Source organism: Vibrio sp. Sgm 5, from assembly GCF_026241575.1.
GTDB lineage: Bacteria > Pseudomonadota > Gammaproteobacteria > Enterobacterales > Vibrionaceae > Vibrio > Vibrio jasicida.
This window is the reverse complement of record NZ_JAPHPY010000004.1, coordinates 142,128-164,468: the sequence shown is the minus strand read 5'-3', so window position 1 is coordinate 164,468 and position 22,341 is coordinate 142,128. Positions and strand designations below refer to the sequence as shown.

Below are 22,341 nucleotides of genomic sequence, written 5' to 3'. Positions count from 1 at the left end.
AATCAGGAGAGATGTAATGCCTTTATTAGACAGTTTTACCGTAGACCACACTCGCATGAATGCACCTGCAGTACGAGTGGCTAAAACGATGCAAACCCCTAAAGGGGATACCATCACGGTATTCGACTTGCGCTTTACTGCCCCGAACAAAGACATCCTTTCTGAGCGAGGAATTCACACGCTAGAGCACCTGTATGCGGGCTTTATGCGCAATCATCTAAATGGTGAAAGTGTTGAGATTATTGATATTTCACCAATGGGCTGTCGTACAGGTTTTTACATGAGTCTAATCGGTACGCCTTCAGAGCAGCAAGTGGCTGACGCTTGGATTGCAGCAATGGAAGACGTATTGAAAGTAGAAAACCAAAACAAGATCCCTGAGCTGAACGAGTACCAATGTGGTACAGCTGCAATGCACTCTCTGGATGAAGCGAAGCAAATTGCAAAGAACATTCTAGAAGCGGGGGTTGCGGTGAATAAGAATGATGAGCTGGCACTACCAGAATCAATGCTGAAAGAGCTACGTATCGACTAACTTAGCTTTTCGTTCAGATAGCTGAAAACATAAGAGCCTGACAGTGTCAGGCTCTTTTTCTTTGCGATTTAAGGCGTGATATTTTGTTCACACTTAGCTGTTTTTCTTCAGCTTTGGATACACTTTTACAAGCTTGATACGGTTCTCTTCTACTTGAACAATTTCCATTGGGTGCCCAGAAACTTGCACACTCAAATGGCTTTGAGGAATATCTTCCAGGTGTTCAAGGATCAAGCCATTGAGGGTTCTTGGTCCGTCAGTTGGCAGTTTCCACTTCAAACCTTTGTTGATGTCTCGAATATTTGCACTGCCCTCAATTAAGAAGCTCCCATCACCTTGCGGTGTGATCTCCTCGGACAAGCTCGGTGCGATTGATGTGGTAAACTCACCGACGATCTCTTCCAGAATATCTTCTAACGTCACTAGTCCGTTAATGTCGCCATACTCATCGACAATCAAACCGATACGCTGTTTATTACGTTGAAACTTCAACATCTGTACGTTCAGTGGCGTGCCTTCAGGAATGTAGTACACCTCATCGGCTGCGCGTAGCAGTGTCTCTTTGTTGAACTCGTTCTTCTCTAGCATTAAGCGATAAGCTTCACGCAGACGCAGCATACCAACCACTTCATCAATCTGGTCACGGTACAGCACAATACGGCCATGAGGAGAGTGAGTCAGCTGACGAACGATAGATTTCCAATCGTCATTGATGTCGATGCCAGTGATCTCATTACGAGGCACCATGATGTCATTCACTGTGACGTGCTCTAGGTCCAAAATAGACACCAGCATGTCTTGGTGACGACGAGGAATGAGGCCGCCAGCTTCATTTACCACGGTACGCAACTCTTCTGAGCTAAGGTGGTCTTCTGTGGTGTGATCGGCTTTTACGCCGAGTAAACGGATAAAGCCGTTAGTAATAAAGTTCACCAACATGACGAGTGGTGACAGTACCTTCATTAAAATAGTAAGAAGGATGCTGCTCGCATAAGAGACGCGCTCCGGATAGAGCGATGCGATAGTTTTCGGTGTCACCTCTGCAAAAACCAGCACCACCATAGTGAGAGCACCAGTTGCAATTGCGACCCCTAAATCGCCATACAAACGCATACCTAAAATGGTTGCGATAGCGGAAGCGAGGATATTGACGAGGTTGTTGCCGATAAGGATCAGGCCAATAAGGCGATCTGGGCGGTCGAGAAGCTTTTCGACTCGCTTCGCCCCTTTATGCCCATTATTGGCTAAGTGCTTTAAGCGGTAACGGTTCAAAGACATCATCCCTGTTTCTGAACCGGAGAAGTAACCTGATATGACGATAAGACACGCGAGTAGCGCAAATAAGATACCCGTAGATATGTCGTCCAAAACGCAGCAGTTCCTTTTATGTGTTTGGTTAATTTATGACCGAGCTAGGTCATGAAGTCAATGGAATAAGGGGTACTCTATTTTATTTGCTCGGCAATATAAAGGATAAGGAGCACAAGGCTCCTTATTAATTGCATTTAATCGATGGAAAGTATCAACTTAAGATGATCTCTTTCACGAAGCGACTGCCAAAGTACGCCAAGGTCAACAAAGTCGCACCTGCAACCGCAAACCAAGTTACTTTTTTGCCTCGCCACCCTTTACGGTAGTGACCCCAAAGCAGAATTGAGTACACAACCCAAGCGATGAAAGAAAGGATTCCCTTGTGGGCCTTACCTTGAGCAAACATGTCTTGTACAAACACAAAACCAGTAATCAGCGTTGCCGTGAGCAACAAGTTACCAATCAAGATAATTTTGAATAGCTGACGCTCTACCATCATGAGTGGCGGTAAGTTTGGATTGATTGCGAGTGATTTTTTCGTTTTAAGCTTGTGATCAAGCCAAGCTAACTGGAGTGCGTAGAGTGCACCAATGGTCAACGTGGCGTAAGAGAAGAGTGCGAACGATATGTGAATAAGTAACTTAGGATCGTTTTCTAAATGTCTAATAAATGTGCTTGGTAAAAACGTTGCTGCAGATAAATTGATAGCAGCAAAACTGTATACCACAGGCAACAAGAACCATAAGCGATTCTTAAGCATTGCCACACTCATGACCAAAGAAATAATAAAACTTATTAGCGAAGCAACATTAAGAATACTGAGGTTTTGCCCTGAGCCGTCAAATATCAGGTCACTCAGAATCCAAGCATGAAAAACAAGCGCACATGCCGCACTGGCAAATACGGTTTTGACTTTGATTCCTGACTGCTGAGAGAGTCCAGGTATGATGGTCGCTATCGCCAAAACGTAAAGTATGGCGGCCGCGATGGCAATTAAGCTATCCATGAATCCTAAGAGTTATTGTGCACGATGCTAAAAATTATACCTTGCATTACTCTTTGGGGCTACGGTAGATCCTTCATCAATCACGAGAGATGAGATATTGAAATTAACAAGTTAGCCCTCAAGTTAATGATAAGAGCAGTGTTCGGGTATGACTGTGACGTTGGCTAAGGTATACTCACACTAATTAATCGCCATTTTAGCGAAGAGACAAAGATGTTTGAGAATTTAACGGATCGATTATCCAAAACGCTGAAAAATATCAGTGGCAAAGGTCGTCTGACCGAAGACAACATTAAAGAAACCCTACGTGAAGTGCGCATGGCGCTTTTGGAAGCGGACGTTGCCCTTCCTGTTGTGCGTGAGTTTGTTAACCGCGTTAAAGAAAAAGCGGTGGGCGTAGAAGTTTCTAAATCGCTGACTCCGGGTCAGGAATTCATCAAGATCGTTCAAGCAGAGCTTGAAGGTGTAATGGGTGAATCTAACGAAGCCCTAAATCTAGCAGCGCAGCCGCCAGCCGTTCTTTTAATGGCGGGCCTACAAGGTGCGGGTAAAACCACATCGGTAGGTAAGCTTTCTAAGCTTCTAAAAGAGCGTGATAAGAAGAAAGTCTTGGTTGTGTCGGCCGACGTTTACCGTCCTGCGGCAATCAAACAGCTAGAAACTCTAGCATCAGACATCGGCGTCGACTTCTTCCCATCGTCACCAGATCAAAAACCACTTGATATTGCGAATGCCGCGGTCGACCACGCGAAGAAGAAATTCTATGACGTGCTTATTGTCGATACCGCAGGTCGTTTGGCTATCGATGAAGAAATGATGGGTGAGATTAAAGATCTTCACTCTGCAATTAACCCGGTCGAGACACTGTTCGTTGTTGATGCAATGACAGGTCAAGATGCGGCGAACACAGCGAAAGCATTCGGTGATGCGCTACCGCTAACCGGTGTGATTCTGACTAAAGTGGATGGTGATGCACGTGGTGGTGCGGCGCTATCGGTTCGTCATATCACGGGTAAGCCAATTAAATTCCTCGGTGTGGGTGAAAAGACTGACGCACTAGAACCATTCCACCCAGATCGTATTGCATCGCGTATTCTAGGCATGGGTGATGTACTGTCACTGATTGAAGACCTACAACGCAATGTCGACCAAGACAAAGCAGAAAAACTAGCGAAAAAGTTCAAAGAGAAGAAAGGTTTTGACCTTGAAGACTTCCGTGAGCAGCTAGGTCAAATGCAAAACATGGGTGGCATGATGGGCATGCTAGACAAATTGCCAGGTATGTCTCAATTGCCGTCAGACGTGAAAGACAAAGTTGATGACAAGATGTTCAAGCAAATGGAAGCGATCATCAGCTCAATGACAATGAAAGAACGTCAACGCCCGGAAATCATCAAAGGCTCACGTAAAAAACGTATCGCAGCAGGTTCGGGTGTTCAGGTACAAGACGTTAACCGTCTGCTTAAGCAGTTTACCCAAATGCAAAAGATGATGAAGAAAATGCAAAAGGGCGGCATGAAAGGCATGATGCGCAACATGCAAGGCATGATGGGCGGCGGTATGGGTGGAGGCGGTGGCTTCAATCCATTTGGTCGTTAAACGATTGCCTAGACTTTAGTTTCAGGGTGTTAGCTACATCACAAACTTGAATTTCAATTTATGTTGGTGAAAAAGTAACTAAATACCTTGCATTGCTTCGGGATAAGAGTAAAATTCCGGAGCTTTATTTTGGCACGAGACCCCAGATTGTTCAGCTTTATGGATGATTATTGGGGTTAATTTTATTTTTGAGAAAGCAAAGAGGACGACATGGTAACCATTCGTTTGGCACGTCACGGCGCTAAAAAGCGTCCATTTTATCAAATCGTAGTAGCGGACAGCCGCAACGCTGCAACTGGCCGTTTCATCGAGAAAGTTGGTTTCTTCAACCCAACTGCTAAAGGTCAAGAAGAAGGTCTACGTCTAGACCTAGACCGCGTTAACCATTGGGTTGGTCAAGGCGCGTCTCTATCTGACCGCGTTGCTAAGCTAGTTAAAGACGCTCAAAAAGCGGCTTAATTCTTTTAAGAAGTAGAAACTAGTTTATGTCGATGAAAGGTAAAGAAACGATGAGCAACGAGAAGATTGTTGTAGGCAAGTTTGGTGCTACTTACGGCATTCGTGGTTGGCTTAAAGTTTTTTCCTACACAGACAATGCTGAAAGCATTTTCGATTACAGCCCTTGGTTTGTTAACCAAAAGGGTACGTGGGTTGAGTACAAAGTAGAAAGCTGGAAGCGTCATGGTCAAGGCTATGTATGCAAGCTAGCAGGGTTGGACGTTCGCGAAGACGCGCAGCTGATGACCAACTTTGAAATTGCTATTGACCCTGCGGTACTACCTGAATTGTCAGAAGAAGAATTCTACTGGCGTGAATTGTTTGGGATGCAAGTGGTAACCACTAAAGGTTACGATCTGGGTGTCGTTAATGACATTCTAGAAACTGGCTCAAACGATGTTCTGGTTGTTAAAGCAAATCTAAAAGATGCTTTCGGGCAGAAGGAACGATTAATCCCGTTCCTTGAAGAGCAAGTGATCATTAAAGTTGATCGCACAGCTCAACGGATCGAAGTTGACTGGGATCCTGGATTCTAATCTCCAAAACTACAGAGCGAGATAAACATGTGGGTTGGCGTTATTAGCCTTTTTCCTGAAATGTTCCGTTCTGTTACTGAATTTGGAGTAACAGGTCAAGCGGTTAAAAAAGGTCTTTTGTCAATTGAGGCTTGGAATCCTCGCGATTTCACTCACGACAAACATCGCACTGTCGATGACCGACCTTACGGTGGTGGTCCTGGTATGTTAATGATGGTTCAGCCTTTGCGCGATGCCATTCATACCGCGAAAGCAGCCTCACCGGGTAAGACGAAAGTCATTTACCTTTCTCCTCAAGGTCGCAAGCTCGACCAAAAGGGAGTGGAAGAACTGGCAACGAATGAGAATTTACTTCTGATTTGTGGCCGTTACGAAGGGGTAGATGAGCGTATCATTCAATCTGAAGTCGACGAAGAATGGTCGATTGGAGATTTTGTGATGACGGGTGGTGAAATACCAGCCATGACACTGATCGATTCAGTCTCTCGGTTTGTTCCGGGTGTACTAGGCGATTTTGCGTCAGCAGAAGAAGATTCTTTTGCAAATGGTTTGTTAGATTGCCCTCACTATACGCGTCCTGAAATGTTGGATGATAAAGAAGTGCCAGCGGTACTGATGTCAGGCAACCATAAGGATATTCGTCAATGGCGACTAAAACAGTCGCTGGGCCGAACTTGGCTAAGAAGACCAGAGCTCCTGGAAAACCTAGCTCTGACTGACGAACAGGAACAATTACTTGCTGAGTTCATTACTGAACATAACGCAAAGTAACCTAATTTATTTAGTATCAGTTTATTCTAGGAATTTAAAAAATGAGTAACATCATCAAAGCTCTTGAAGAAGAGCAAATGAAATCAGACCTGCCTAAATTTGCACCAGGTGACACTGTTGTAGTTCAGGTTAAAGTTAAAGAAGGTGAGCGTGAGCGTCTACAGGCTTTCGAAGGCGTTGTAATCGCAATCCGTAACCGTGGTCTACACTCTGCTTTCACTGTACGTAAGATCTCTAACGGTGAAGGTGTTGAGCGTACGTTCCAAACACACTCTCCAATCGTTGATAGCATCGAAGTTAAACGCCGTGGTGCAGTACGTCGTGCCAAGTTGTACTACCTACGTGAGCGTTCTGGTAAGTCTGCTCGTATCAAAGAGAAACTTGCTAAGAAGTAATGCTATAACTAGCGTTCTCATAGTAAACGGAGTCCAATTGGGCTCCGTTTTTTTATGCGAGGAAAAAGATGCTGGGTTTAGGGAGTGGACGTTGTCCTTCGAGAATCGGGAACGCTACGAGATTCGAGAGCTTCTCGCTTTAGGAACCGAGAGGTGTAGCTAGTGCAAGAAGTATGGCCTCGAAAGGTTGTTGGCAGAGCTTGTCCTTAGAAAGACAAAATGAACCGAATCCCGAAAAATAAAAAGGGCTGATGTTCCACATCAACCCCTCTCTCTATTCTCGAAGTGTAGAGTTTTCGTTTCTCGACTCTAGCCTCTCAATTCTTTAGTACTGGTCTTCAGACCATCCATCGCTGTCCGACATATCCGGTGCGCCAGCAATGGCGTTTTCTTCGTCAGCCCATTCGCCAAAATCAATCATTTGGCATTTCTTGCTACAAAAAGGGCGGTGAGGGCTTTGCTCTCCCCATTCTACGTCTGCACCGCATTGTGGGCATGGCACGATAGTAATTTTAGACATGATTAAAGAGTCCCATTATGTTGAGGTGTCAAAGGGGGTATAGAAATAATAGTGTGCGTTGGTTTTAGCTACAAACCGCGAGTTCAAACTCAACGTCTTGCGTGCAAGCTTGTCCACTTTCAAACGACATAAACTTAATCGCGAAGCGGTTCTTATGGCCTGAAATCATCGGATAGACGCCATATTCCATAGGGATGTGTAAACGAAGGATATTCGCTTCATCAGCGTCGCTTTGGAAGAAGCCTGCACGAGCGATTTGTGCTTTGAAGTGGCCTGTTTCGCGAGTCAGTTTTAGCCATAAAGCGAGTGCATCGGACAACGGCTTTAAGCTCTCTTGCCATTGGGCTGCATCGTGCTTTTTGCGTTCGATAGGAAGGTGTAACCAATAATGCAAGGCTGGCAAATCAAAACAGCAAGAACCACCAGGAAGATTAAAGCGCTGGCGAATTGAGCTTAAAAAACGATCTTCTTTCAACGCTTGGCCGAAACGTTCAGCAGTCATCAGTTGGCTATGAACCACATCGATCTCTTTTAGTAGCTCACTTAACGCTTGCTGATCGACGCCTTCAACGTTCAGCCAATTTCGGTAGGCTAAACGTTGTTTCTCAAGATCTTTTGCCAACTCACTTTTCAATTGAATCTGCTCAAAGATTTCAACCATGTCGAAAAGCGCACGGAAGAACAATTGATATTGGTGATTATCGGCAAAACCAGAGGCTAGGTGAGCCTGACGCAGCAAAGACTCAACTCTCAGATAGATGCGAGTTTTCTCATTTAACGGATGTTCAAATTTGTGCGTGGTCATCGACATAAGCCTTGGTGAGTTTCATTCCTATTTTCGCAGATTTTTCTTACACATGGCTAGGTACTTTTCGTGTAAATCTGTGATTTGAAGCAAAAGATCAGGGTCGTTTGGGTTATTTCTCACCATATCATTCGCAATCGCGAGTCTTTGCGCTTGTGTTGCTTGTGAGGCTAAGATCGCACGAGCTTGATCTTCACTTACATTATCACGTTTTACCGTTCTTGCGATTTGAGTTTCCGGTTCAACATCAACCACAAGGACTCGATCACACAGGCTATCAAGCTTGTTTTCGATTAAGAGCGGAACAACCAGTAGCGCATACTCGGACTCCACTTGCTCTAAATCTTCGATCATTTTTTCGCGGATCATCGGATGTAGTAGGGCGTTTAGCCACGCTTTCTCGTCCGGATTAGAAAAAATTTGCTCTCTTAATTTTGCTCTATCAAGGCTTTGGTCTTCTCGTACAATATCAATACCAAAATGTTCAATGATCGCATTGAGTCCAGTAGAGCCCGGTTCTACGACTTCGCGGGCTACAATATCCGCGTCAACAACGTCTATTTTGAATTGCTGTTTGAATAAGTTTGCAACGGTGGTTTTACCGCTTGCAATGCCGCCTGTTAGGCCAATAACAAAAGCCATTTACACTCCTAGAATCGACGTGAAGTACCAGTTTAGAATCTGGTTACCCCAAATAAGGCTCACCCAACCTGCAATCGCAAGGTAAGGGCCAAAGGGGAACGCTTTTTCGATACCCTGTTTTTGTAAACGCAGTTGTATCAGGCCGAAAATAACGCCCACAACCGACGACAGTAAAATGATCATCGGCAGTGATTGCCAGCCTAACCATGCACCAAGGGCAGCAAGCAGTTTGAAGTCACCATAGCCCATGCCCTCTTTGCCAGTCAGAAGCTTAAATACCCAGTAAACACTCCAAAGACACAAGTAACCAGCCATCGCGCCAATGATGGCGTCTTGTAGGTTAACAGGACTAACGCCAGACAATGCAAGTGCAATACCTGCCCACATTAATGGCAGAGTTAGTTGGTCTGGTAGCAACATAGTATCGAGGTCGATAAACGTGGCGGCAATCAGTACAAAGGTAAAGAAAACCAGCGCAACAGTGAAGTAACTAAAACCGAAGTGAAACGCGATAAAACCCGAACCAAAAGAAGTAAGCAATTCGATGAGAGGGTAGCGAGCACTGATCGAGGATTTACAGTTATGGCATTTTCCTTTCAGAAGCAGCCAGCTAATGACAGGAATGTTGTCACGAATGCGGATCGGCGTTCCGCACTGTTGACAGGAAGAACGAGGGACACTTAAGGTCAGTGTTTCCTTCGGTGCTTCAATTTTGTATTCAGGGAATGATTCAGCGCACTCGCGTCGCCATTCTAGTTCCATGATCTTGGGTAAGCGGTAAATAACCACGTTGAGGAAACTACCCACGATCAAACCAAAAATTGTGGCAAATACAACGAATAGCCATGGGTAGTACTGGAATACTTCCATATCTGTCTCTTGAACGATGAATCAAATAGCAAAGTGCTGTTTTGATGGGATTAATTTGCTAAAGCAACATTCTATCCCAATACGCTCATTAAGTTAAAGATTGGTAAGTACATTGCTGTGACCAATCCGCCAACGACGACCCCAAGAAAAACAATGATCAACGGTTCTAAAATTTTACTCAGATTGTCGACGGTGTTATCCACTTCAAACTCATAGATCGCGGCAATTTTGTTGAGCATATCGTCTAAACGTCCGGATTCTTCACCGATCATTACCATTTGCAGCACCAATTCTGGGAATACGTTGCAATTGCGCATTGCGATGTACATTGGCATACCCGCAGCGGTATCTCGGTAGACCTCTTCGATGGCAAGTTGATAATGCATATTACCGGATGTTTTAGAGGTGGTTTTTAAGCTTGTCAAAATGGGGATACCGGCGGTAAAACTGGTTGCAAGAGTACGGCTGAATTTCGCAATCGCTGCTTTGGATAAGACGGGGCCGAGTATCGGAAATCTTAAGCTCGATCGAGCCAACAATAATCGGAAAGAGTCCGAACGTTTAGCCAAGATACGGGAGGAAATAAATAAGCTTAATGCACTGAGCCCAATAAAAGGCCCCCAATTTTGTGTCCATGCCGAAAGATTTAAGACCATTTGAGTAAATGCAGGCAGGTCGGCGCCAAAGCCAACAAACATCTTTTCGAACTCAGGTATCACTTTGGTGAGCATGAGGTAGGAGACCCCTAGCGCGACCAAAACTACCATCGCCGGATAGATGAGTGCTTTGATAACTTTTGCTTTTAATTGTTCGCTTTTTTCTCGGTAAGTCGCCAGACGTTCAAATACCTGAGGTAAGTTACCTGACTGCTCACCGGTTGCGATTAAATCAGTATAGAGTGGATCAAAATGCGTGCTGGCGGTTCGCATGGCTTTGGACATCGGCGTACCTGCTTCTACTGCTCGTGTTACGCTCATCAGTATTGATTTCATCTCAGCTTTTCTATGGTTTTCTGAGACAAGCTTCAGAGCTTGAACGATGGGAACGCCGGTCATTAACATGGTAGCGATTTGACGGGTAAATACCGTAATGTCTTTGCCTTTGACTCGATGACTCAGCTTCGTGATAAAAGAAATACTGCCTTTCTTAAGCTTCTTAATTTTGATGTGTTGAGCATCTAGGCGTTCTCGCACTTCAATTTCCGTCATGGCTAACACTTGTCCGGAGGTTTTCTTCCCTGAGCTGTTCGTACCTTTCCAGCGGAAACTTTTAAGTTGTGGGGCGTTAGTTTTCATAGAATCGATGACTGCCTAATAAACGTAAAGATCAGAAGTAGAGAACGCGTTGTAATTCGCTAATGCTGGTGATGCCTTGTTTAAGTTTTTCTATACCGGACATTTGTAAAGTGTGCATGCCGTTTTTGATAGCAAGTTTTTCTAACTCATGAACGGATGCGCCTTTGATTAGTGCTTCGGAAAGCGTCTCGTCAAAGCGCATCACTTCATAAATGCCGGTTCGACCAGAATAACCTTGGGTACATTCGTTACAGCCATCTGGGTTCGCTTGAAAGATGTTTTCCGTGGAGTGGATGCCAATATGTTGCAGTTGTGCATTCGGTTCTTGAGGTTGTTTGCACTGAGGGCATAGCTTTCTTGCCAAGCGTTGAGCGATGATCAAGCTCAATGATGAAGCAAGGTTAAAGCTCTCAACCCCCATATTGGATAAGCGAATCACGGTTTCAGCGGCAGAGTTGGTGTGCAGAGTAGACAGAACTAAGTGGCCAGTTTGTGAGGCTTTAATGGCGATTTCTGCCGTATCTAGATCGCGGATCTCACCCACCATGACCACATCAGGATCCTGACGTAAGAAAGAACGAAGTGCTTCAGAAAAACCAAGACCAATTTTGGGCTGGACTTGCACTTGGTTGATGCCAGGCAGGTTAATTTCAACGGGGTCTTCCGCAGTAGAGATATTGATCTCTGTTTTGTTTAGAAGACTTAACCCTGTATAGAGCGAGACGGTTTTGCCACTCCCCGTCGGGCCTGTCATTAAAATCATGCCTTGTGGCCGTTTTAGCGCATCCAGATAAAGTTGCTTCTGCTCATCGCTGTAACCCAAGCGGTCAATATTTAGTGAGGCGGAGCTGCTGTCGAGCAAACGTAATACGATTTTTTCGCCAAATAGCGTTGGTAGTGTCGATACGCGCATATCAATCGCAGTATCTTGGTTTAGCTTAAGCTTGATACGACCATCTTGCGGTAAGCGTCGTTCGGCGATATCAAGTTTGGATAAGATTTTAATACGCGCTGATAAGCGACGACTTAAATGACTCGGTGGTTGTTGGCTTTCAACGAGAATACCATCGCAACGTAAGCGCACTCGATACATGTTTTCGTAGGGTTCAAAGTGAATATCCGAAGCGCCTTTACGCACGGCATCCAACAAAATCTGATTAATGTAACGACTGACAGGCGCTTCGTCTTGGCTGAGATCTTCGATGTTGTCGATTTCATCTGCACCAATATCAACCAGACCTGCTAGTTCATCTTGGTTGATCTCTTTTAATCCGGACTTTTCCTGTCCTAGTGCTCGACCATATAAGCGCCTAATTGCCGCACTGAGTTCACGAAAATCCGCAAGAACAAGCTCAACCTGTAGTCCTGTCGCAAAACGAAAGTCATCTTCAGCTTGGAGATTAGTCGGATCAGCTACCGCCAAGATCAGAGTCGAAGAACTGCGATTGAGCGGCAGAGCATTATGGCGAGTGATCAGATCACGTAAGCCCAACGTTTGGCAAAGCGAAGCGTATTCGTACTGATTGAGAGAGGTGCAAGAAAGCCCAAAAACAGAGCTTAGGTGCTCCGTCAATTCATGGGATTGGAAAAAGCCAGAATTGAGCAAAGCCTCCGGCATCGAAATACCAGAAGCTTTAGCTTGCTCAAGCAACAGTTCTTCTTGGGAAAAGGTCAGTAATCCTGCTTGGCGAAGAACTGTTGAGAGGTTGGTTAGCACTTACGAGCAACCTTTTGGTGCATCAACCCCAGTTGGTTGTCCTGTCAAAGCACATGTCCAACCGGAACTAGTACCTCTGCTATATGTGAAAGCCGCACCAGATACAGCCCCATTGTTGTGAGTAAATACAACGGCATTGCCGCTGATAGATAGTGTTCCTAGGCTGTTGGCACCAGCAGATACTCCTAGGTCACTAGGGCTTGCACCAGATATAGCGCCATTTTCTTGTATATATAATTCGGCAGGAGTGATTACTGATTTTATGGTAGCAAAACCAGATGCTAACTCACTTTTTGATACATAATCTTTATATGCTGGGACTGCAATTGCGGACAGTACACCAATAATTGCCACCACAATCATCAATTCAATCAGCGTAAAACCTTGCTGCTTCTTCTGTTTATTCGTTTTCATTTTGTTTCCTTAAGAGAAATTTAGTTAATGCTTATGCATGGAGCAGAAGAGTAAAAAGAGTAGAAACAAGTGGAAACTAGCAAGGGGATGCCTTCCGAGTGAGGTAAAAATCTTTAGGTTGAAGTTGCATATTGCATGCAAGGTTTTGCGAGGGGTGTTATTTTTTTAGTGGATAAAAATAAAGAGCCTTGCGGCCCTCTATTTAGTGAATCAGATTACAACATGCTGACTTTTCGGAAGTTAATATTGTTGTCGGTACTCTATTTACTTAAAGCGCATCGAAAGGTCCATCGCTTTTAGGTGCTTAGTCAGAGCACCTACCGAGATGTAATTGACGCCAGTTTCTGCATATTCAGCGATGGTTTCTAGAGTGACGTTACCTGAGTTTTCTAACGCCGCACGACCAGCGTTGATCGCTACCGCTTCACGCATCATGTCGGTAGTGAAGTTGTCGAGCATGATGATGTCGGCACCCGCTTCAATCGCTTCATTTAACTCATCCAAGCTTTCGGTTTCTACTTCAACTGGTTTACCAGGGTTCAACTCTTTTGCTGTCGTGATCGCTTGAGTAATACCACCACAAGCGATGATGTGGTTTTCTTTAATAAGGTAGGCATCGAACACACCGATACGATGGTTGAAACCACCGCCACAAGCTACTGCGTATTTAAGCGCACTACGTAAACCTGGAATCGTTTTACGTGTATCTAATAGACGGCATTCAGTGTGAGCAATTTTCTCTGCGTATTCAGCGGTAATGGTCGCGCAACCTGAAAGGGTTTGAATAAAGTTCATTGCGTTGCGCTCGCCAGTGAGCAAATCACGAGCAGAACCCGTCAGTGTGCAAAGTGTTTGGTTTGGTTTAACCTTGTCGCCATCTTTTACATGCCACTCGATGGTCACTTTGCTACCTAGCTGTTTAAATACTTCATCTGCCCATGCTTGACCACAAAACACACCGTGTTCACGAGTGATGATGGTTGCCGTGTTAATAGCGTCAGCTGGGATAAGCGATGCGGTGATGTCTTTGTCTGCATCCAATGTGCCACCTAGATCTTCTTTTAGGGTATCGGCTACGGCGCGAGTGATTTCTAATGGAAGTTGTTGCTTAAGGTATTCTAGGCGTTCTTGGCTGTTGTGTGTGTTCTTCATCGCAAATCTAGTCTTGAAAGGGAGATGGCAACGAATGATACTCTCCGGTGTCAATAATTTCAGCAGTTAATTTGCAAAGTAGAGAGGTTGATATGTGCCTAAAAATCGAGAATGGTTGGTTGACGCAAGCGAAGCATGTCCCTTCGCCATTTTTTGATGCTCGTTCAGACAAAGAAGATATCTCTCTGCTGGTGGTGCACAACATCAGCTTGCCACCGGGTCAATTTGGTGGATGTTATATAGAGGACTTTTTTACCGGCAATCTTGACCCCAATGCCCATCCATTTTTTGAAGTAATTCACAAAATGGGCGTTTCGGCACATTGTTTAATTAAGCGTGATGGCGAGATTGTTCAGTTTGTTTCTTTTTTAGACAGAGCTTGGCATGCCGGACAATCTAGCTTCGCTGGCCGTGAACGTTGTAATGACTATTCAATTGGTATTGAGTTGGAAGGCACCGAGTTTGTTGCGTACACAGAAGAGCAATATCAATCACTTACTGCATTGACCCAATCCGTTATGCATTCCTACCCAAAAATTACCTTGCCGAGAATTACGGGGCATCAGTATATCGCTCCCTTGAGAAAAGCCGATCCTGGGCTAAGCTTTGACTGGGCCAAGTTCAGACAACAAGTACAAAGTTAACTTGTAGCAGAAGTGTAAATTCAAAAAACAGAAATAAATAAGGCATACACTCAGGTATGCCTTTTTTTGATACAAGAAATATGAAGGCTTGTTAAAAGTTAACGACATTTTGGGGCGTTAAAACGGTTCGTGACGAAAAAATGACCCGGTTTTTTTGTCATTTTTTGTTTTTGTTGATCAAATTTACTAGCACGAAGACTTCCCATCTGTTTTGTTTATGTAATTGGTCATACCAATTTTATTGCTGTTTTAATGGTCGATTGTTATCAAAGTGTTGGTTGTAAGTCCATTCTATGATTTAGGTCAACTTTTGGCTGGACAGTCACGTTTTAATTATGTTAATTTCTGCACCAACTTAAAATTGGTATTACCAATTACCTGCAAGAGTAGAAGAACAATAAATTATGGCTTATCAAAGGATTCGTCAGCCAAAACTCTCTGATGTTATTGAACAAGAGTTAGAAAGGTTGATTGTGGAAGGAACACTCTCTCCGGGGCAGCAATTGCCACCAGAGCGCGAACTCGCAAAGCAGTTCGATGTGTCTCGTCCATCTGTCCGTGAAGCCATTCAGCGTTTGGAAGCGAAACGTCTGCTTACTCGTCGTCAAGGCGGTGGCACATTCGTAAGTGAAAACATCTGGAAGAGTTTCTCAGACCCTTTGCTGAATTTGTTATCTACCCACTCAGAGACGCAATTGGACTTGCTTGAATCGCGCCATGCGATGGAAGGCATTTCAGCGTACTTTGCAGCATTACGTGGTACCGATGAAGATTTTGCTCGTATTCAGGCATGCTTGAATCAAATCAGCGAAGAGCAAAAAGGCGGCAACGTTGAAGCAGAAGCGGCAGCAGTAATGCAATTTTTGATTGCATTAACCGAAGCAGCGCACAACGTCGTTCTCCTTCATATTGTTCGTAGCCTTGCGCCTTTGCTTGAGCAGAATGTTCTACAGAATCTAAAGCTCTTACATCGCCGCGATGAAGTGGTCGATAAAGTAAGTAAACACAGAGCTAATATCGTGGATGCGATTGTTTCTGGTCAGCCTGAAAAGGCGCGTGAAATGTCTCACTCACATTTAGCTTATATCGAAGAAACATTGTTGGATTTGACTCGAGAAGAGTCTCGACGAGAGCGTTCTCTGCGTCGAATTCAGCAAGGTAACGATTCTTAATACAAGAACCGCTTACTTAAATAAGTAGATCCAACCAACAGAAGGATAGATCGCCATGTCTGACATGAAGCATGACGTAGATGCACTGGAAACTCAAGATTGGCTACAAGCCCTTGAATCAGTTGTTCGTGAAGAAGGTGTAGAACGTGCACAGTTTCTACTAGAAACCGTTCTAGAAAAAGCACGTCTAGACGGCGTTGATATGCCAACTGGCATCAACACAAACTACATCAACACTATTCCAGCAGCACAAGAACCAGCTTACCCTGGTGATGTAACTCTTGAGCGTCGTATTCGTTCGATTATTCGCTGGAACGCAATCATGATCGTATTGCGTGCTTCTAAGAAAGACCTAGACCTTGGTGGTCACATGGCTTCTTACCAGTCAGCAGCAGCGTTCTACGAAGTTTGTTTCAACCACTTCTTCCGTGCTCCAAACGAGACGGACGGTGGCGATCTAGTTTACTACCAAGGCCACATCTCACCGGGTATCTACTCTCGTGCGTTCGTTGAAGGCCGTCTAACTGAAGAGCAGCTAGACAACTTCCGTCAAGAAGTAGACGGTAAAGGTGTACCTTCATACCCACACCCTAAGTTGATGCCTGAGTTCTGGCAGTTCCCAACAGTATCTATGGGTCTTGGTCCTATCTCTGCTATTTACCAAGCACGTTTCCTTAAGTACCTAAACGGCCGTGGCCTTAAAGATACTTCTGCTCAACGTGTATACGCTTTCCTAGGCGACGGTGAGATGGATGAGCCAGAATCACGTGGTGCAATTTCTTTCGCTGCGCGTGAGAAGCTAGACAACCTATGTTTCCTAATCAACTGTAACCTTCAGCGTCTAGATGGCCCTGTAATGGGTAACGGTAAGATCATTCAAGAACTTGAAGGTCTATTCAAAGGTGCAGGTTGGAACGTAGTTAAAGTTATCTGGGGTAACAACTGGGATGCACTACTAGCTAAAGATACGACTGGTAAGCTACTACAGCTTATGAACGAAACGATCGATGGCGACTACCAAACATTCAAATCTAAAGATGGCGCATACGTACGTGAGCACTTCTTTGGTAAGTACCCTGAGACTGCTGCACTAGTTGCAGACATGACTGATGACCAAATCTTCGAACTGAAGCGTGGTGGTCACGATTCTTCTAAACTGTTTGCTGCATTCAACAATGCAAAAGAGACAGGTGGTAAGCCAACGGTAATCCTAGCTAAGACTGTTAAAGGTTACGGCATGGGTGAAGCGGCTGAAGGTAAGAACATCGCTCACGGTGTTAAGAAGATGGACATGACTCACGTACAATACCTACGTGATCGTCTAGGTCTACAAGACATCCTTTCTGATGAGAAAGTAGCTGAACTGCCTTACCTAAAACTGGAAGAAGGTTCTGCTGAGTACGAATACCTACATGCTCGTCGTAAAGCACTGAAAGGTTACACGCCACAGCGTCTACCTAAGTTCACACAAGAGTTCAAAGTACCAGAGCTAGAAGAGTTTGCTCCTCTACTTGGTGCTCAGAAGCGTGAAATCTCAACGACTATGGCTTACGTACGTACGTTGAACATCCTGCTTAAAGACAAGAACATCGGTAAGAACATCGTTCCTATCATCTGTGATGAAGCGCGTACGTTCGGTATGGAAGGTCTATTCCGTCAAGTGGGTATCTACAACCCAGACGGTCAAGAATACACACCTGAAGATAAAGGCATCGTTTCTTACTACAAAGAAGCAACGTCAGGTCAAGTTCTTCAAGAAGGTATCAACGAACTAGGTTCAATGGCATCTTGGGTTGCTGCTGCTACTTCTTACAGCACAAACGATCTGCCAATGATCCCGTTCTACATCTACTACTCAATGTTCGGTTTCCAACGTATTGGTGACATGGCATGGCTAGCAGGTGACCAACAAGCTCGTGGCTTCCTACTAGGTGCTACAGCTGGTCGTACAACACTAAACGGTGAAGGTCTACAGCACGAAGATGGTCACTCGCACATTCAAGCGAACACTATCCCGAACTGTATCTCTTACGACCCAACATTCGCTTACGAGCTAGCAGTAATCATGCAAGATGGTATCCGTCGTATGTACGGTCCTGAGCAAGAAAACATTTACTACTACCTAACAGTAATGAATGAAAACTACTCAATGCCAGCAATGCCAGAAGGCGCTGAAGAAGGCATCCGTAAAGGTATTTACAAGCTTGAGTCTCACGAAGGTGCTAAGGGTAAAGTTCAGCTAATGAGCTCTGGTACTATCATGAACGAAGTACGTAAAGCAGCGACTATCCTAAGTGAAGAGTACGGCGTAGCATCTGACGTGTTCTCTGTAACTTCATTCAACGAGCTAACTCGTGATGGTCAAAATGCAGAGCGTTACAACATGCTTCACCCAGAAGCTGAAGCGAAAGTGCCTTACATCACTACTGTTCTTGGTAACGAACCAGCAATCGCTGCGACGGATTACATGAAGAACTACGCTGAGCAAGTACGTGCATTCATGCCAACTGAGTCTTACAAAGTTCTTGGTACTGACGGCTTCGGTCGCTCAGACAGCCGTGAGAACCTACGTCGTCACTTCGAAGTTAATGCAGGCTACGTGGTAGTTGCAGCACTAACTGAACTAGCGAAACGTGGTGATGTTGAGAAGTCTGTTGTTTCTGAAGCAATTGCTAAGTTCAACATCGACACTGAAAAAACAAACCCACTTTACGCTTAATACAGCGCTTAACTAGAAGGTAAATAAGCAATGGCAATCGAAATTAATGTACCTGACATCGGTGCGGATGAGGTTGAAGTTACTGAGATTCTTGTAAGCGTTGGCGACAAGGTTGAAGAAGAACAGTCTCTGATCACTGTAGAAGGCGACAAAGCTTCTATGGAAGTTCCAGCGTCTCAAGCAGGTATCGTAAAAGAAATCAAAGTTGCAGAAGGCGATTCAGTAACAACTGGTTCTCTTATCATGATTTTCGAAGCCGAGGGTGCAGCTGACGCTGCACCTGCTCCTGCGGCTGAAGCGGCTCCAGCAGCAGCTCCAGCTCCAGCAGCAGCGGCTGCGGCAGCAGAACTAAAAGAAGTTCACGTTCCTGATATCGGTGGCGACGAAGTAGAAGTTACTGAGATCATGGTTAAAGTTGGCGATGCAGTAGAAGAAGAGCAATCACTTCTAACTGTAGAAGGCGACAAAGCTTCTATGGAAGTACCAGCACCATTTGCAGGTACGGTTAAAGAGATCAAGATTGCTGAAGGCGATTCAGTAACAACTGGCTCTCTTGTGATGGTATTTGAGGTGGCTGGCTCAGGCGCAGCGGCTCCAGCTCCTGCTGCGGTTGAAGCGCCAGCAGCACCTGCTGCGGCTCCTGCGGTAGCTGCGGACAAAGAAGTTAACGTTCCAGATATCGGTGGTGACGAAGTAGAAGTTACTGAGATCATGGTTAAAGTTGGCGATACAGTAGAAGAAGAGCAATCTCTAATTACTGTAGAAGGCGACAAAGCTTCTATGGAAGTACCTGCACCATTCGCAGGTACAGTTAAAGAGATCAAGATTGCTGAAGGCGACAAAGTAACGACTGGCTCTCTAATCATGACTTTCGTTGTTGAAGGCGCAGCACCTGCTCAAGCGGCAGCACCTGCTCAAGCGGCAGCACCTGCTCCAGCAGCAGCTCCTGCACCAAAAGCTGAAGCTCCAGCGGCGGCACCTGCAGCGAACGATTTCCAAGAAAACAACGAATACGCGCATGCGTCTCCAGTTGTTCGTCGTCTAGCTCGTGAGTTTGGCGTAAACCTATCTAAGGTTAAAGGTTCTGGTCGTAAGAGCCGTATCCTAAAAGAAGACGTTCAAAACTACGTGAAAGATGCGCTTAAGCGTCTTGAGTCTGGCGCAGGTGCAGCAGCATCTGGCAAAGGCGACGGTGCAGCACTTGGTCTACTACCTTGGCCAAAAGTTGACTTCAGCAAGTTCGGCGAAACTGAAGTTCAGAAGCTGTCTAAGATCAAGAAGATCTCTGGTGCAAACCTACACCGTAACTGGGTAATGATCCCTCACGTTACACAGTGGGATAACGCAGACATCACTGAGCTAGAAGCATTCCGTAAAGAACAGAACGCAATCGAAGCGAAGAAAGACACTGGTATGAAGATCACTCCTCTTGTGTTCATCATGAAAGCGGTAGCGAAAGCACTAGAAGCATTCCCAGCGTTTAACTCTTCACTTTCTGAAGATGGCGAAAGCATCATTCTTAAGAAGTACGTGAACGTAGGTATCGCAGTCGATACGCCAAACGGCCTTGTTGTTCCTGTATTTAAAGACGTGAACAAGAAAGGCATCTACGAGCTATCTGAAGAATTGATGGTAGTATCGAAGAAAGCACGTGCTGGTAAGCTAACTGCAGCTGATATGCAAGGCGGTTGTTTCACAATCTCTAGCCTTGGCGGTATCGGTGGTACAGCATTTACGCCAATCGTAAATGCTCCAGAAGTTGGTATCCTAGGTGTATCTAAATCTGAAATGAAGCCAGTGTGGAACGGTAAAGAGTTCGAACCACGTCTACAGCTTCCACTGTCTCTATCGTACGATCACCGTGTGATTGATGGTGCGGAAGGTGCGCGCTTCATTACTTTCCTAAACGGTGCACTATCAGACATTCGTCGTCTAGTACTGTAATTGAGAAAGTAATAGTTAAGGTGACTTTCGGGTCACCTTAATTCTTTATATAAAAGACTATTTTTAGACGACAATTTCTTCCATCGTTCAGAAACTGAAAGATGAATTGTTGTCTAGCTCACAGGCTAACTTAAAGCTGCTTTCACACTGTTAACATCTCTGTAAAATATTGACCGTTTGAAAGCCTAATAATTTAAGAACATCTACTCAGCCTGTTAGGGATAATGACTACAAGAGGTCACAATGAGCAAAGAAATTAAAGCCCAAGTTGTTGTACTTGGTTCTGGTCCTGCTGGTTACTCAGCTGCATTCCGTTGTGCGGATTTAGGTCTAGAAACAGTACTAGTTGAACGTTACAGCACTCTTGGCGGTGTATGTCTAAACGTTGGTTGTATTCCATCTAAAGCACTTCTTCACGTTTCAAAAGTTATCGAAGAAGCGAAAGCGATGGCTGAGCACGGTGTTGTGTTTGGCGAACCACAAACAGACATCAGCAAAATCCGTATCTGGAAAGAGAAAGTTGTAAACCAACTGACAGGTGGTCTTAGCGGTATGGCTAAGATGCGTAACGTAACGGTTGTTAACGGTTTCGGTAAGTTCACTGGTCCTAACAGCATCCTAGTTGAGGGCGAAGGTGAAGCAACAACAGTTAACTTCGACAACGCAATCATCGCTGCGGGTTCTCGTCCAATCAAACTACCATTCATCCCTCATGAAGACCCACGTATTTGGGATTCAACGGATGCGCTAGAGCTGAAAGAAGTACCAGAAAAACTGCTTATCATGGGCGGTGGTATCATCGGTCTAGAAATGGGTACGGTTTACCACTCTCTAGGTTCTAAAGTAGACGTAGTAGAGATGTTTGACCAAGTTATCCCAGCGGCGGATAAAGACATCGTTAAAGTCTTCACTAAGCGTATTAAAGACAAGTTCAAGCTAATGCTTGAGACGAAAGTAACTGCAGTTGAAGCGAAAGAAGACGGTATCTACGTTTCAATGGAAGGCAAAAAAGCACCAGCAGAAGCTGAGCGCTACGATGCCGTTCTTGTTGCTATCGGTCGTGTACCAAACGGTGCTCTTATCGATGCTGAAAAAGCGGGTATTGAAGTGGACGAGCGTGGCTTTATCAACGTTGATAAGCAAATGCGTACTAACGTTCCTCATATCCACGCGATCGGTGATGTTGTTGGTCAACCAATGCTTGCTCACAAAGGTGTGCATGAAGGCCACGTAGCCGCAGAAGTTATCTCTGGTAAGAAGCACTACTTCGATCCTAAAGTTATTCCTTCAATCGCTTACACTGAGCCAGAAGTTGCATGGGTTGGTAAGACAGAGAAAGAAGCGAAAGCAGAAGGCATCAACTACGAAGTGGCAACATTCCCATGGGCAGCATCAGGTCGTGCAATCGCGTCTGACTGTGCAGACGGTATGACTAAGCTAATCTTCGATAAAGAAACTCACCGCGTAATCGGTGGTGCTATCGTTGGTACTAACGGTGGTGAACTACTTGGTGAAATCGGCCTAGCGATCGAGATGGGTTGTGATGCGGAAGATATCGCACTTACTATCCACGCTCACCCAACTCTACACGAGTCTGTGGGTCTAGCTGCTGAAGTATTTGAAGGTTCAATCACTGACCTGCCAAACAAAAAAGCAGTTAAAAAGAAAAAGTAATTTTTCTTGAACGTTGAATGATAAAAACCGCTGATTCGTCAGCGGTTTTTTTGTGCGCGGAGCTTGAGAGGTGTTCGTTAGAAGGTTAGTCGAAGACAATTGGCTCTAAACCGAGTTGGCAG

21 protein-coding genes are annotated in these 22,341 nt (G+C 45.0%); 11 read left to right on the top strand and 10 right to left on the bottom strand.

Going from position 1 to position 22,341, the window contains the following annotated elements:
• Nucleotides 1-16: 16 nt before the first annotated feature.
• A complete protein-coding gene (luxS, locus tag OQJ86_RS03950) occupies nucleotides 17-535 on the top strand; it encodes an S-ribosylhomocysteine lyase (protein ID WP_038870464.1) in 519 nt (172 codons plus the stop codon).
• A 93-nt stretch (nucleotides 536-628) separates the two neighbouring features.
• On the opposite strand, the gene OQJ86_RS03945 is transcribed toward luxS, so the two are convergent.
• On the bottom strand, nucleotides 629-1,903 hold the full coding sequence (locus tag OQJ86_RS03945; protein WP_038870466.1) for an HlyC/CorC family transporter: 1,275 nt from the start codon (nucleotides 1,901-1,903) through the stop codon (nucleotides 629-631).
• Between the two features lie 154 nt (nucleotides 1,904-2,057).
• Complete coding sequence (locus tag OQJ86_RS03940) at nucleotides 2,058-2,852, bottom strand: cytochrome C assembly family protein (RefSeq protein WP_045403765.1); 795 nt, start codon at nucleotides 2,850-2,852, stop codon at nucleotides 2,058-2,060.
• A gap of 213 nt (nucleotides 2,853-3,065) precedes the next feature.
• Between OQJ86_RS03940 and ffh the strand changes: the two genes are divergently transcribed.
• The 5 genes from ffh (at nucleotide 3,066) to rplS (ending at nucleotide 6,651) form a co-directional block, all read left to right on the top strand.
• Nucleotides 3,066-4,451: a signal recognition particle protein gene (gene ffh, locus OQJ86_RS03935; protein WP_265986579.1), complete on the top strand. Its 1,386-nt coding sequence runs from the start codon at nucleotides 3,066-3,068 to the stop codon at nucleotides 4,449-4,451.
• Nucleotides 4,452-4,661: 210 nt separating this feature from the next.
• Nucleotides 4,662-4,910 carry a 30S ribosomal protein S16 gene (gene rpsP, locus OQJ86_RS03930; RefSeq protein WP_005438039.1) on the top strand — a complete coding sequence of 83 codons (249 nt, stop codon included), beginning with the start codon at nucleotides 4,662-4,664 and terminating at the stop codon, nucleotides 4,908-4,910.
• Between the two features lie 26 nt (nucleotides 4,911-4,936).
• The gene (gene rimM / locus OQJ86_RS03925) at nucleotides 4,937-5,485 is read left to right on the top strand and encodes a ribosome maturation factor RimM (RefSeq protein ID WP_038870471.1); all 549 of its coding nucleotides are present in this window, start codon (nucleotides 4,937-4,939) and stop codon (nucleotides 5,483-5,485) included.
• Nucleotides 5,486-5,512: 27 nt separating this feature from the next.
• Nucleotides 5,513-6,256: a tRNA (guanosine(37)-N1)-methyltransferase TrmD gene (gene trmD, locus OQJ86_RS03920; protein ID WP_265986578.1), complete on the top strand. Its 744-nt coding sequence runs from the start codon at nucleotides 5,513-5,515 to the stop codon at nucleotides 6,254-6,256.
• Nucleotides 6,257-6,297: 41 nt separating this feature from the next.
• Nucleotides 6,298-6,651, top strand: a complete 354-nt coding sequence (gene rplS / locus OQJ86_RS03915; protein ID WP_038870475.1) for a 50S ribosomal protein L19 — start codon at nucleotides 6,298-6,300, stop codon at nucleotides 6,649-6,651.
• Between the two features lie 325 nt (nucleotides 6,652-6,976).
• On the opposite strand, the gene yacG is transcribed toward rplS, so the two are convergent.
• The 8 genes from yacG to nadC form a co-directional block, all read right to left on the bottom strand.
• Nucleotides 6,977-7,171, bottom strand: a complete 195-nt coding sequence (gene yacG / locus OQJ86_RS03910) for a DNA gyrase inhibitor YacG (RefSeq protein WP_038870477.1) — start codon at nucleotides 7,169-7,171, stop codon at nucleotides 6,977-6,979.
• Nucleotides 7,172-7,235: 64 nt separating this feature from the next.
• Nucleotides 7,236-7,976 (bottom strand): cell division protein ZapD, encoded by a 741-nt coding sequence (zapD, locus tag OQJ86_RS03905; RefSeq protein WP_038870479.1) that lies wholly within the window; start codon nucleotides 7,974-7,976, stop codon nucleotides 7,236-7,238.
• Nucleotides 7,977-8,003: 27 nt separating this feature from the next.
• A complete protein-coding gene (coaE, locus tag OQJ86_RS03900) occupies nucleotides 8,004-8,618 on the bottom strand; it encodes a dephospho-CoA kinase (RefSeq protein WP_265986577.1) in 615 nt (204 codons plus the stop codon).
• The gene (locus OQJ86_RS03895) at nucleotides 8,619-9,488 is read right to left on the bottom strand and encodes a prepilin peptidase (RefSeq protein WP_265986576.1); all 870 of its coding nucleotides are present in this window, start codon (nucleotides 9,486-9,488) and stop codon (nucleotides 8,619-8,621) included.
• A gap of 71 nt (nucleotides 9,489-9,559) precedes the next feature.
• Nucleotides 9,560-10,783 (bottom strand): type II secretion system F family protein, encoded by a 1,224-nt coding sequence (locus tag OQJ86_RS03890; protein ID WP_265986575.1) that lies wholly within the window; start codon nucleotides 10,781-10,783, stop codon nucleotides 9,560-9,562.
• 31 nt (nucleotides 10,784-10,814) lie between these two features.
• Nucleotides 10,815-12,500 (bottom strand): type IV-A pilus assembly ATPase PilB, encoded by a 1,686-nt coding sequence (gene pilB, locus OQJ86_RS03885; RefSeq protein ID WP_265986574.1) that lies wholly within the window; start codon nucleotides 12,498-12,500, stop codon nucleotides 10,815-10,817.
• Nucleotides 12,501-12,914 (bottom strand): pilin, encoded by a 414-nt coding sequence (locus OQJ86_RS03880; RefSeq protein WP_039987783.1) that lies wholly within the window; start codon nucleotides 12,912-12,914, stop codon nucleotides 12,501-12,503. It abuts the gene before it with no gap.
• 264 nt (nucleotides 12,915-13,178) lie between these two features.
• Nucleotides 13,179-14,066, bottom strand: a complete 888-nt coding sequence (nadC, locus tag OQJ86_RS03875; RefSeq protein WP_265986573.1) for a carboxylating nicotinate-nucleotide diphosphorylase — start codon at nucleotides 14,064-14,066, stop codon at nucleotides 13,179-13,181.
• Between the two features lie 92 nt (nucleotides 14,067-14,158).
• Between nadC and ampD the strand changes: the two genes are divergently transcribed.
• The 5 genes from ampD to lpdA all read left to right on the top strand — a co-directional run bounded on the left by ampD (nucleotide 14,159) and on the right by lpdA (nucleotide 22,219).
• Entirely contained in the window at nucleotides 14,159-14,710 is a 552-nt protein-coding gene (gene ampD / locus OQJ86_RS03870; RefSeq protein WP_038870491.1) for a 1,6-anhydro-N-acetylmuramyl-L-alanine amidase AmpD, read from the top strand.
• Between the two features lie 404 nt (nucleotides 14,711-15,114).
• Nucleotides 15,115-15,882, top strand: a complete 768-nt coding sequence (gene pdhR, locus OQJ86_RS03865) for a pyruvate dehydrogenase complex transcriptional repressor PdhR (RefSeq protein WP_038870493.1) — start codon at nucleotides 15,115-15,117, stop codon at nucleotides 15,880-15,882.
• Between the two features lie 55 nt (nucleotides 15,883-15,937).
• Nucleotides 15,938-18,601: a pyruvate dehydrogenase (acetyl-transferring), homodimeric type gene (gene aceE, locus OQJ86_RS03860; RefSeq protein ID WP_265986571.1), complete on the top strand. Its 2,664-nt coding sequence runs from the start codon at nucleotides 15,938-15,940 to the stop codon at nucleotides 18,599-18,601.
• 30 nt (nucleotides 18,602-18,631) lie between these two features.
• Nucleotides 18,632-20,545, top strand: a complete 1,914-nt coding sequence (gene aceF, locus OQJ86_RS03855; RefSeq protein WP_265986570.1) for a pyruvate dehydrogenase complex dihydrolipoyllysine-residue acetyltransferase — start codon at nucleotides 18,632-18,634, stop codon at nucleotides 20,543-20,545.
• 243 nt (nucleotides 20,546-20,788) lie between these two features.
• Nucleotides 20,789-22,219, top strand: coding sequence for a dihydrolipoyl dehydrogenase (gene lpdA / locus OQJ86_RS03850; RefSeq protein ID WP_038870499.1), 1,431 nt, complete (start codon nucleotides 20,789-20,791; stop codon nucleotides 22,217-22,219).
• Nucleotides 22,220-22,341: the final 122 nt, after the last annotated feature.